At 38.4% G+C, this 12649-nt stretch carries 11 protein-coding genes; 5 read left to right on the top strand and 6 right to left on the bottom strand.

Annotation, left to right across the window (positions count from 1 at the left end; all coding sequences use genetic code 11):
* From AB1Z56_RS02885 to AB1Z56_RS02870, 4 genes are all read left to right on the top strand, one after another.
* A complete protein-coding gene (locus tag AB1Z56_RS02885; RefSeq protein WP_293897866.1) occupies positions 1–378 on the top strand; it encodes a hypothetical protein in 378 nt (125 codons plus the stop codon).
* A 199-nt stretch (positions 379–577) separates the two neighbouring features.
* On the top strand, positions 578–2647 hold the full coding sequence (gene ppk1, locus AB1Z56_RS02880; protein WP_426791023.1) for a polyphosphate kinase 1: 2070 nt from the start codon (positions 578–580) through the stop codon (positions 2645–2647).
* 196 nt (positions 2648–2843) lie between these two features.
* On the top strand, positions 2844–3452 hold the full coding sequence (locus tag AB1Z56_RS02875; RefSeq protein WP_426791022.1) for a M15 family metallopeptidase: 609 nt from the start codon (positions 2844–2846) through the stop codon (positions 3450–3452).
* A gap of 2 nt (positions 3453–3454) precedes the next feature.
* Complete coding sequence (locus AB1Z56_RS02870) at positions 3455–4345, top strand: helix-turn-helix domain-containing protein (RefSeq protein ID WP_426791021.1); 891 nt, start codon at positions 3455–3457, stop codon at positions 4343–4345.
* On the opposite strand, the gene AB1Z56_RS02865 is transcribed toward AB1Z56_RS02870, so the two are convergent.
* The 6 genes from AB1Z56_RS02865 to AB1Z56_RS02840 form a co-directional block, all read right to left on the bottom strand.
* Positions 4328–5035: an HAD family hydrolase gene (locus AB1Z56_RS02865; RefSeq protein ID WP_426791020.1), complete on the bottom strand. Its 708-nt coding sequence runs from the start codon at positions 5033–5035 to the stop codon at positions 4328–4330. The two genes, AB1Z56_RS02870 and AB1Z56_RS02865, sit on opposite strands and share 18 nt — an antisense overlap.
* A gap of 1 nt (position 5036) precedes the next feature.
* Complete coding sequence (locus AB1Z56_RS02860; protein ID WP_309361732.1) at positions 5037–6026, bottom strand: lysylphosphatidylglycerol synthase transmembrane domain-containing protein; 990 nt, start codon at positions 6024–6026, stop codon at positions 5037–5039.
* On the bottom strand, positions 6019–6969 hold the full coding sequence (locus tag AB1Z56_RS02855; RefSeq protein ID WP_309361734.1) for a CDP-alcohol phosphatidyltransferase family protein: 951 nt from the start codon (positions 6967–6969) through the stop codon (positions 6019–6021). The genes AB1Z56_RS02860 and AB1Z56_RS02855 overlap by 8 nt, the downstream gene beginning before the upstream one ends.
* Positions 6950–7834 (bottom strand): hypothetical protein, encoded by an 885-nt coding sequence (locus AB1Z56_RS02850; protein ID WP_309361736.1) that lies wholly within the window; start codon positions 7832–7834, stop codon positions 6950–6952. Before AB1Z56_RS02850 ends, AB1Z56_RS02855 begins: the two co-directional genes overlap by 20 nt.
* A 13-nt stretch (positions 7835–7847) precedes the next feature.
* A complete protein-coding gene (locus AB1Z56_RS02845; RefSeq protein WP_309361738.1) occupies positions 7848–8558 on the bottom strand; it encodes a nucleotidyltransferase family protein in 711 nt (236 codons plus the stop codon).
* A 183-nt stretch (positions 8559–8741) separates the two neighbouring features.
* Positions 8742–10070 (bottom strand): inositol-3-phosphate synthase, encoded by a 1329-nt coding sequence (locus AB1Z56_RS02840; RefSeq protein WP_046675789.1) that lies wholly within the window; start codon positions 10068–10070, stop codon positions 8742–8744.
* 637 nt (positions 10071–10707) lie between these two features.
* Here AB1Z56_RS02840 and AB1Z56_RS02835 point away from each other — a divergent pair.
* The gene (locus AB1Z56_RS02835; RefSeq protein WP_309361740.1) at positions 10708–12567 is read left to right on the top strand and encodes a CocE/NonD family hydrolase; all 1860 of its coding nucleotides are present in this window, start codon (positions 10708–10710) and stop codon (positions 12565–12567) included.
* Positions 12568–12649: the final 82 nt, after the last annotated feature.

Genomic DNA, 12649 nt, shown 5'->3' with positions numbered 1-12649 from the left:
ATGAAGAAGAATAAAAGGCTATGGCTTTTGGTCATACCGATTTTAGTGCTGTTGGGTTTTATTTTAAAAGATAGTTTCAATCAGAAAAGTATTGAAGATCTACCGGGAGGTTTTAAGGAAGCCGCTTTCGTAAGAAATGAACAAAATAAAGGTGGTATTATACGCATTTATGCCGTTACAGTAGGCGACTTGTTGAATGCAGATTACTCAGCCTGTCTTGATTTGATGCCTGTTAATGATTACGGAAGTACAACAACTGTGTATTTCTTTGATCGCAGCGCTCCTTATCCGACAAGCTTGTCAATTGACACACCACATTTTGACACAACGAAATACAAAGCTATTCAGATTTCCAAAAAGTACGGAAAGAAGAAATAAACGAAACCAAACATAATGACATATCCCTCAAAGTCTAAATAGACCTTTGGGGGATTTTTTTTGCCATGAAAGAATTTGTATTAACATGAGCGCTGAGATACATAAACAAAAAATAACTTAATAATTCTTTAACACGAAAAAGTTCGTTTATCACCCCTAGAGCTATAGTTTTGCTTTTTAAATTTACGTATATTTAGTTATGGCGAAAAAATTCATCCCGAGAGACGTTAGCTGGTTGAGCTTTAATGGCAGAGTATTACAGGAAGCAGCGGACGAGACTGTCCCTTTACCCCTAAGAATCAAATTTTTAGGTATATTTTCCAATAACCTCGATGAATTTTTCCGTGTACGTGTTGCAGGTCTAAAACGGGCTATAGACCTGAAAGACAAAAGTGCCAACCAATCCTTCTACGAAGACCCACAGCTCATCTTAGAAGAGCTCAATATCCGGGTAATCAAGCAGCAAAAGAAATTTGACAGTACGTGGAATCGTATCCAAAAAGATATGGCCAAACAGAATGTCTATATCAAGACTAGTGAAGAACTCAATCCCGAACAACAAAAGTTTGTGAGCGACTATTATCAGGATGAGGTGGAATCGAACGTCATTCCTTTGATATTGGACGATATACGACCTATGCCCTATATTCGGGATAAGAGCCTCTACTTGGGCATTGCGATGGGAAAACAGGAATGGCAGTATGAAACCAAATTTGCACTTATCGAAATCCCGACCAGTCAAAATGGACGCTTCGTACAGTTACCTTCGCCAAAAGATGAAAAGCATATTATACTTTTGGAGGATGTTATCAAGTTTAATCTTCCATTAATATTTTCCTACTTCGGTTTTGATGTATTCAATTCACATGTCTTTAAAGTAACAAAAGATGCCGAGTTTGACATTGACAATGATATCAACACGACGCTGGTTGAGAAGATAAGCAAAGGGGTAAAAAACAGAAGAAAAGGTAAACCTACCCGATTTATTTTTGATCAAGAGATGGACCATAAATTGGTAGAATTCCTGATCAAGAAACTTAACCTTTCAAAAAAAGACAGTATTATTCCAGGGCAAAAAATACATAATTTTAAACACTTTATGGATTTCCCAAATGTGTTTAAATCCTACAATCAACCTTTGGAACGGACCTCTTTTCCGCATCCTTATTTTCAGAATTACGAACGTGTAACGGATACCGTATTGAAAAAAGATGTACTTCTCTCCTTTCCATACCATGAATTTAGACCGATCATTGATCTTCTTCGGGAAGCAGCAATGGATCCAGATGTAAAAACGATCCAGATTACGGCATACCGCTTAGCTTCGAATTCAAAGATTGCAAATGCCTTGATTAACGCAGCCCGCAATGGAAAGGAAGTCACCGTAATGCTTGAACTTCGCGCAAGATTTGATGAAGAAAACAATTTGGACTGGAAAGAGAAACTCGAATTGGAAGGCATTAAAGTGTTGACCGGTATACCAAATAAAAAGGTCCATGCAAAACTATGTGTGATAAAAAAACGTATTGGGATGAAAACGATCCAATATGGTTTTGTCAGCACCGGAAATATCAACGAAAAAACAGCGAAATTATACGGTGATTATTGTCTCTTAACGAGTAATAGGGATGTTATTGCCGATATAAATAAGGTTTTCAATTACCTGAGACGTCCTAAATCAAATCCGGCTGAAATTATCAAAAATTGCAAAAGTCTTTTGATATGCCCAACAGATATGCGTAGAGAACTTCTACACTATATCGACCAGGAAATTACAGAAGCAAAGGCTGGTCGAAAAGCATACATCATTGTCAAGGTAAATTCACTGAGTGATAAAGAAATGATTAAAAAGCTCTATGATGCCGCAACAGCTGGTGTCAAAATAGATCTTATCATCCGGGGAATCTACTGTGCAACAAATCAAAAAACGTTTAAATTGCAAATGAATGCCATTTCAATCGTAGATGAATATTTAGAACATGCCCGTGTGATGTATTTCTACAACGCTGGTAGAGAGCAGCTATTTATTTCCTCTGCTGACTGGATGACAAGAAATTTGGATCATCGTATTGAAGCAGCAGTCAAAATAACGAGCAAAAAAATCAAGGAAGATTTAAAAGAAATGCTTCAAATACAGCTCAATGATAATGTCAAAGCGCGCATACTCAACAATTCGCTTAGCAATCATTACGTTGAGAATAAAAAGGTACCATGTCGTTCACAGATTGAAATATACAATTACCTGAAAAAAAAATTAGCTGATCATTAGCGACCTGTCTATCAATAGGCGCGCAAATTGATCAATAAACCGAACTGGGCTTTATACCTATTGATACAGACGAGAATCACCGTTTTTATTATATTAATTAAGACACAAGTTGTATCTTCATTCCATGAAATTCAACTTGTGTCTTACATTTGGCTTAAGCCTTCTCACACTTTGCCTCAGTGCGCAGGAAAAAACCATGCCATCAGATTTTGTATACGTCAAGGACATTATTCCCACGATAAGCTTAGAAATGCGTTATTTCGGAAGCCACAACTTCACTGGAAGGCCAATCCGCGGTTATGAGAAACCTGTCGCCATCTTAACTAAGCGCGCTGCATTAGCACTTCAGCAAGTGGAGATCCATTTAAATAAAAAAGGCATGGGACTGAAAATATTCGATGCCTACCGTCCGCAACGCGCTGTTGACAATTTCAAGTCATGGTCTTTAAAAACCGACGATACCATTGCAAAAAGAGAATTTTATCCACTTCTCGATAAGAAGAATTTGTTTAATTTAGGTTTTATTGCTTCCAAATCAGGTCATAGTCGCGGTAGTACAGTAGATCTAACGCTCATTAGCTTAAAAGACAAAAAAGAGATTGATATGGGTGGACCTTTTGATTTTTTTGGCGCAGTATCTCATCATCAATATGCGAATCTTTCAGCCCAACAAAAAGAAAACCGAAAGATTTTAAAAGAAGCGATGGCTAAGTTTGGCTTCAAAGCTTACGATAAGGAATGGTGGCACTACACCCTGCAAGATGAACCCTATCGTAAAACCTATTTTGATTTTATCGTAAAATAAACATGTCTGTACAGGAAATACCATTCGAAAATAAGGGCTTTTATGTCTTTCATTTTAAAGGCAACAAATCAAAACCCGTTTTTAGTTCCGAGCAGCAGCACATTTTAACAAAAAGCGAGCTCTATTCACTTTGTTTAATAAAAAAGGGCGAGACTTCCTTTGTTATTAATAACGAAAGGATACAGGTCGCTCAAAATCACCTGCTGCTAACCAATCCGTCTTCGAGGGTAAATGGCTCTTCGGTCTCTAAATCTTGGGATTGTGAGGTATACTTGATTTTCTTTACGCTGGATTTTAGCTTCAAACTGGATTTTCAGGAAGATTTCTTCGAGGTCACCAAAAAGTCTCTTGCCTTAAATGACAGCTACATCTGGTCGCTATCCAACCAGGATTCGACCAACTTATCTAACTTATTTAAACAGTTTATTCATTACGATCGACAAGAGGCTAGCTATCTCTTCAAAAATCAGATTATAAAGTCATTAACGGAAATATTGTTTTGTGAGATAGCCCGTCTAGGAAGCCAAAATATGCGAAATACACCCGCTGTTCCCTCCCGGAAAAGGGAGATCCTGGCCAATTTCCATCTACTATTAAAAAAGTCATTCCATAAAGAACATATGGTGCAATTTTATGCAATGCAACTTGGCATCACGGCAAAGCACCTTTCGGTAATTACCAAGGAGCTTACAGGAAAATCAGCAATAGAACTTATTCAGAATGTTTTAGTAGAAGAAGCAAAATCCTTGCTCTGCCAGGGGCTTTCAATACGGGAAATTGCGGTGAAATTGCATTTCTCGGATCAGTCTTTTTTCGGTAAATTCTTTAAGCGAAATGTTGGAATCTCGCCTAAAGAATTTCGTCAGAATCTTTATTTAAACAAAGTCGATTAAGTCAAAGATACTTGTAAATTGCTGGTCTGCAGCTGAAGTATCTTGCAATTTATCCTCGCCCCAAGTCTGCCCTTTCAACCATAAGGTCTGGCAGCCAACAGCTTTAGCGGGTACCATATCTTTACTATAAGAATCGCCTACGACAAGGATTTCCTGCGCAGGAAGACCTATTTTAGTCACACCTAAAGCATAAATTGCAGGATCAGGTTTGCGTACACCGACTACGGCCGACTCCACAACAGACTGAAAATAGGAAAGAATTCCAAAATCAGCGAGAACAGATTTCAGGTTACCGTAAAAATTGGAAACCATGACAATCGGATAGTTTTCACTTAGCGAAGTTAATAGAGGTTTTACCTGTTCAACTGTATTCTTCGCCAGTGAATAGCCATCAAAGGCTATTTTATGAGCTAATGTTCTATCCAATTCATAACCGGCAGCAATAAGATATTCAAATTGTACGTTAAGCTTTGCTTCAAGGACCTCTAAAAAATTAAAGTCCGGCTTAATAATAGGCTGTAGAGCCATTTGACGTTCAGCGTAAGCATAAGCTTCCTGAAAAGCATTCAAATTTACAGGGACCTGATATTTTTCATAACCTGACCAGATAACAGCTCCCCAATGGCCACCATTGGTATCCAAGGTACCGCCATAATCAAAAATAATCCCTTTAATGTTAAACTTATCCATGTTATTTCTTTTTTACTAAACTCATCCAGCCTAAACCGATCATAATCCAGACGATTTCCCGAATTCGTGTAACAACTCCCATAAAAATACCGACTTTCGCTGGCAATCCTATACTCATCACAGCCATAGCTAATCCACCTTCCCGTGTTCCCAATTGCATTGGAAAGAAAAAAACGAGATTGGCAAATAAGGAAGATCCTGAGCTAATAATCATGGCATCGATAAAGTCAATATTGATATCTAAGGCCAAACCAATAAAATAAATCTCAAAACAGCCAACAACACGTGCTACAAATTCCCAAAAAAGGGCCGTGTAGAAACGATCCCTGCGATTTTGAAAGAGATTTTTCACCTGCTGATCCACGTCATTCAACGTTTCATACTTAGACTCTAATAAATTACCGATTTTCTTACCTACAAAAGGTAGTTTAGACAAAGCTTTCAATAGTGAAACTGTAATTCCCTTCTTATAAAACTTTGTAAATAGCCAAGTACAAATAATGGCCATCACAAAAATCACAGCACAAGCCACATCCACCATAGTGCTTGCGGGGACAAACCAAAGAATGAGAAAAACAGAAGCGACCCAAAATAAAATATGCGACAAAATGTGCATCACGCCATATAACAATACGGAAGAACCGGCCTTCGAACCGCCGACATAGTTCTTTAGCTCCATAATACGGTAGGGCTCCCCTCCCAATGCGACAAATGGCGTAATATAATTGATGGCATAACCAGATATTGTCAATTGCAATACCTTCCAAAATGGCACATTCGTCTGTGGCAATTGCGGCTCCTGAATAATTGCCTTAAATGCCATTGCATTCATCCAGTAAAGGACTGCCCAGCTGCCAAGTACAGGCAAAAACCACCAGCCAATCTTTTCGAGGTTGTTCCAAATCTCATCAATGCCCATTGCATGAATCATATAAGCCAGTGTGCCTATACCAATCAGCATAAAGAGTACTTTATAGATCTTACTACCCATAGGTTGGATCGTTTGTTAATTTATCAACAAAATAGCCACTTACTTTTTCTTGCCGGTTACACATATAAATCAAAATCGGATTTAGGACAAACATATCAAAGAAAAAGTAAATCCAAGGCTGACCTATAAATAACCAAATAAATAGAAAAATAACCCGTGTATTGAACTGTACAATATTTGTATACTTCATCAGTGGTTTATTCTGTGCCCTAAAGTCTACCATCAACTGCTTTGGCAGTTCATCTTTATAACGACCTTTAACAATATGCAGCAGTTTTTGCAGTTTTGGAGATAGCTTTTCTTGGTTGCGCGTATAGCCCATATAGCCATTCAACACAAATTTGCTAAAAAAATTCTTACGCCAGGACAAGGCATCATAGTCAGCTTTCAAGTCACGTGTATTATCTAATTCACTTCCCGCTTTCCCTTTTATAAAATATAAATGGACATTACGGTAATAATCAGCCATTGCCGACTGAATCATATGCGATACACCCGCAAGCACACAAAATACCCATAGCCATTGTGGCCATCCTTCATTAATACTGCGCAAACAGATCGCAATATGAATAGATGCGAACCAAAAATCCCCCGCAAATCCATCTAAGATACGGCCAAAACGACTTTTATTATCTGTCATCCGCGCCAACTGCCCGTCGGCACTATCCAAAGAGTTGGCAAACACCAATAGAAGCATGCCGATGACGTTAATCCACAACGCCGGGTAATAGAATAAAATACCCGCCGCAACGCCAAAGAAAATACTAATAATCGTCACTGCATTTGGCGTAATACCGATTTTAGCACAGACTTGCGCGATGCGATAACCTATAGGCCGGTAAAACCAAATATCAATTCGCTCTTCTGTATCATTAGATTTTAAAGATTGTTCGAATGCACTCAAATTCTCTTCTTCGATTACATTAACTTGTTCTTTCTGCATTGTGGTTCTTTTCAGTAAATTTATGGTAAACCATTTGAGCAATGGCCTCAGCAGCCTCTGCCCGACATGGCGCAAAACTTGGCCAGTCGTTTAAGTCAATAATATGGAAGTCTCCATTTGCATCAATAATCACATCACCGCCGTAGATATGTACATCCAGAACTTCTGCAGCACGATTGGCGACTTTTTTGAGATTGTCGAGGTCGAAAGGAAAGTGTACTACCTCATCATTAATTTGTTCATACAAATCATATTTGTGATGATTATGTTCATAAGGGTAGAAATAAAAGAAGAAATCCGTTCCCCGAACCGCATAAAACTTCAGAAGGTCACCGGCAAGATGTTCAGAAATAACAGCTTCTTTAATCCCGCGAAGCGCGTATTCATTCAAGATATGCTGTGCTTCTTTCAGACTGGCAGCAAACGTAACGTCTTCCTTATGAATAGCATGGAAATCACCGCGTTTGATCCATACCCCCTTCCCTTTCAGTTTCTCAAAAATAGATTGAATATCGGCAACTGTAGAGATCACAATACTTTTGGGATAAGGAACACCGCCTTCCAAAAGCTTAAGTGTCATATTTTTCCGAAAGCAATTTTCGATTCCAAAACCGGAATTCAAAACATTGATCCCATTATTTTGAAGAGATTGTAACTTTTTAACCAAAGTCTTTGTTCTCCCCATCGTCAGAATATTTTCCTGCTTTATAGATGTAGAAGACAAAAATTCATCTTCATTACACACTTCGACCGATGCACCTTTTTCGGTCAGTTTTAAAACTACTTCATTAAATATAGCGGCATCATTCCCCACATGATTGGGTGAAAAGCGATTTTTTCGAGTTACGCCTAAAATAGAAATCATTTCGCTCATTTTACTAACTAACTTCCTCACTCAAAAATTGTTCTGCAACCGCACGATCTTTTAGATGATCAATATCGACGACTTTTTCAAAAACAAATGCTTCTACTTGTAAATCGTTTTCTAATAAAGCGCGCTGAAAGTTACGCATTCTCGAATTTCCAGCTTCAACGGAGCTTAACGCACAGTCCATCGCCGCTTGGCGAAAGCAATAAATTCCCCCGGAAACATATTTCGTTTCTGCAGTTGCCGTATCCAAAAATGCTTCCACACGAAGCTGTGAATCTGTGTTCACGTAGAGTGGGCTTTCATCATCGACAAAAGGCGTGATTGCCATAAAAGCGTCTGCATTTTTGTTTTGATGAAAAGCATCTAAATAGGCATGAAATTCATGTGGCCTAAAAACCGTATCTGTTGTCGTAAGACAGCAGGACGACCAATCGGGGTTGTTTTTAACAAGCAAAGCAAAACTATGCAATGAACTTGCAGTATCTTCCTCGATAAGCACAATAGGTAATTCAAACGTTGTTTTTTCCAAAAACAATTTCAGTTCCGGAGATTGTTTATTGATGATAACATGAACTCTTTGCGCCCCTTCTTTAACAAACACGCGAATCAATCGTTCAATTAATGGAACTCCATGTAATGGTAGCAAGGGTTTCGGTAAATTGAACCCCTCTTTTCGCAATCGAGAACCTTCTCCCGCCGCTATAATTGCAAATTCCATTTCTTTTAATTGCAAAATAAAATCATTTATAAAAAAAGCAAAACCCCCGTCACTATCTCAGCGTTCGTAAGCGCAAAAGTCTACAGAGGGTTAAATCACAAATCCTCAAGATCTTTACGATCTTGAAGAAAAAGGGGAAAAACTGTTTTTAAACAATTGTTTCCCCTCTCTTATTAAGGTAGTTTATTGAATACTATCTACAAGCTCCTGGTAATAATCCAATCCCAAATGTGTGATTAAATCTTCACCCATAATGTGGCGCAATGTATTTTGCAATTTCATCAATTGTTTGAAGATATCGTGTTCAGGAGGCAATCCCGGAGCAGTTTGAGGCGATTTCAAGTAAAATGACAACCACTCTTGAATACCTGACATACCTGCACGTTGCGCCAAATCAATAAACAAAGCTAAATCCAAAGCAACTGGAGCCGCTAAAATTGAATCGCGACACAAGAAATTGATTTTGATCTGCATTTTGTAGCCCAACCAACCGAAGATATCGATGTTGTCCCAAGATTCTTTATTATCACCGTGTGGCGGGTAATAGTTGATACGTACTTTATGGTAAAGGTCACCATATAACTCAGGGTTCTTTTTCGCATCTAAAATTTCTTCCAATACCGATAGTTTAGATACTTCTTTTGTTTTGAAATTTTCAGGATCATCCAATACTAATCCATCACGGTTACCTAAGATATTCGTCGAAAACCAACCTTCAACACCCAAAGCTCTTGCTTGAAGACCTGGTGCTACAATTGTTTTCATCAACGTTTGACCTGTTTTAAAGTCTTTACCCGCGATTGCTACACCGTTTTCATGCGCCAACTCAACAATAGCTGGAACGTCACAGGTTAAATTGGGTGCACCATTTACATACGGCGCTCCTTCTTTCAATGCCGCATAACAATAGATCATACTCGGTGGAATACGTTGATCGTCATTATCCAAAGCCTCCTCTAATTTAGCTAATGTTGAAAAAGCTTCGTTGGTCTCAATATAACGCTCAGTAGATCCACACCATACCAATACAACACGGTCTAATCCGTTTTTCTCTTTAAATTCACGAATATCACGTTGTACAGCATCTGCCAATTCACGGCGAGTTTTTTCAGATTTGATGTGCGTTCCGTCCAAATTTTTTACAAAATTACGGTCAAACACAGCTTTCATTGGTTGGATTGCCTCCAATTCAGCTTTAACAGCATCCAATTGACCTTGCTCCAATACCTGCGCTTTTGATGCAGCCTCATATACGTTATCTTCGTATACGTCCCATCCACCAAAAACTACATCTTCCAATTTTGCTAAAGGGACGAAATCTTTAATTAATGGATTTCTGTTCTCAGTGCGTTTACCCAGACGGATTCTGCTCAATTGAGAAACAGATCCGATTGGTTTTGAAAAACCTTTGTTTATAGATGCCACACCAGCGATTAATGTTGTAGCCACAGCACCTAATCCCGGAATAAGAATACCCAATTTTCCATTGGCATCTTTCACTTGTTGTCCCATATTAATTCTATATACTTAAATTGTTATTTAATTGATGTATTATGATAAAATAATTCTTAAAATTAGCTTAAAAAAACATATTTCATACCACCCATCACTTAATTTATAAAATCGTGACAAATACCGATACAAACTCCATTCGAAACCTAAAGAAATAATCCGAAAATGAATTATTACTTAGTGTTCTACTACTCCATCTGACTGAAATTTAACGTTTTTAGCTAAAGTTGTTAACCTCAAAAATAATTCTCCTTAATTTTACTCAATATATCAAGATTCGAAAACTAATCCAAATTCAATCTAAAAAAAGTTCTTCTTTCTCAAAAATTGGTCGATTTTTCTTTTTCTATTCGCTATAAATATGACAATAAAATTGGAAAATGGTTTTAGTAGCACTAACTTTAGCCTAAAATCTAAATGCAAGCAATGAATCTATAGTTAGGTTTACATGTCAACATCTCTTGATCTGCGCACTGTCGATGGACAAATGGTCTGCCTCGCGATAACGCGATGATAAATTTAACGGTATCGCATATAGTCTAAGGTACATAAGCATATCCATAGCATTGCAAAAAACGAAACCAAGTGTAAAGGATAATTTTACACCAAAGAATGTACTGAACAAATAATTATCTGAATGAAAAATACAATTTCGTGCCTAACTTTGGCGCTTTTAAGCGCAAGCCAGTTACATGCTCAAACAGCTGCCGACTCGGCTTATGTTAGAGATCATTATGAAAAGACCGAAGTAGCAATCCCCATGAGAGATGGGAAAAAATTATTTACTGCGATCTACAGTCCAAAAGACAAATCCAAGAAATATCCAGTTTTGCTCAATAGAACGCCCTACACGGTTTCTCCTTACGGGCAAAACGAATACAAAAAAAGCTTGGGAAACTTCCCCCAAATGATGCGTGAAGGCTATATTTTCGTTTATCAGGATGTCCGTGGCAAGTGGATGAGCGAGGGTGATTTTGAAGATATACGTCCGACCACGTACAGCAAAGATAAAAAAGCAATCGATGAAAGTACGGATACCTATGATGCGCTTGAATGGTTACAGAAAAATCTCAAAAACTATAATGGCAAAGCTGGGCTCTATGGGATTTCCTATCCAGGCTTCTATTCTACCGTCGGATTGGTCAAAACACATCCGAGCTTGAAGGCAGTCTCCCCACAGGCTCCCGTAACAGACTGGTTTATCGGCGACGACTTCCACCATAATGGCGTATTGTTTCTTCAGGATGCATTTACATTCATGTCAACCTTTGGTGTCCCACGTCCAAAACCCATCACACCAGATCAATTTAAGGGCAAAATTCAGATCAAAGAAGCCGATAAATATAACTTTTTTGCAGAAGCAGGAACAGCGCGGGAACTCAAAGAAAAGTATTTTGGTGACTCCGTACAATTTTGGAATGACCTGTTTAAACATCCCGACTATGATGATTTTTGGAAATCGCGTGTGATCACCAATTCTTTACAGGAGGTAAAACCAGCTGTGATGGTGGTTGGTGGTTTCTTTGACGCGGAAGATGCTTATGGAACATTTAAGACCTACCAATCGATTGAGGATAAAAGCAAAAAAAACAACTCGATTTTAGTGGCAGGACCTTGGTATCATGGTGGCTGGGTTCGTGCAGAAGGAAACTATTTAGGTGATATCCAATTTGAGAAAAAAACCAGTGTTACCTATCAGGAACAATTTGAACAACCGTTTTTCAAATATTACCTAAAAGATGAAGGGAACTTTGCACCATCAGAAGCGAACATTTTTGTCTCAGGAAGCAACGAATGGAAACATTTCGAACAATGGCCACCAAAAAATGTAGAGACAACAAAACTATACTTCCAACCTCAGGGGAAACTTGGATTTGACAAAGTTCAACGTACAGATTCCTGGGATGAATATGTAACAGACCCTAATAAACCTGTTCCGCATCAAGGTGGGTTAATTCAAAACCGAACACGTGAGTATATGGTAGATGATCAACGTTTCGCAGCTAGTCGCCCTGATGTTATGGTTTATCAAACGGAACCGTTGACGGAGGACCTGACTATAGTAGGTCCAATCAAAAATTTCCTTAAGGTTTCTTCAACAGGTACGGATGCAGATTATGTTGTCAAACTGATTGATGTTTACCCTAACGATGCAGCAAGTTATCAAGGAAAAACAATGGCTGGATATCAAATGATGGTACGTGGTGAGATCATGGCCGGGAAATATCGAAATGGTTTTGAAAAAGCACAGGCCTTGACTCCAGGAATGGTCGAAAAAGTGAATTTTGAAATGCCAGATGTTGCGCATACCTTCAAAAAAGGACATCGCATTATGGTTCAGGTACAAAACTCATGGTTTCCGCTGGCGGAACGAAATCCACAGGTATTTTTAGCGCCTTACACAGCTACCAAAGCTGATTTCCGTAAAGCTACCCAACGTATTTTTCACGATGTGAACAATGCCACATACATCGAATTTTCTGTTCTCAAAGATTAACGGTTAAATTTGAATACTAACGCCTAAGAGCCAGTTGAATAAGGCTACATCAGCTAAACACCTATGCCTGATGTAGCCTTAT

It is taken from the genome of Sphingobacterium sp. WOUb80, assembly GCF_050058145.1.
Taxonomy (GTDB): domain Bacteria; phylum Bacteroidota; class Bacteroidia; order Sphingobacteriales; family Sphingobacteriaceae; genus Sphingobacterium.
The sequence above is the reverse complement of the archived record's forward strand: the minus strand, read 5'-3'. Positions and strand labels throughout refer to the sequence as shown.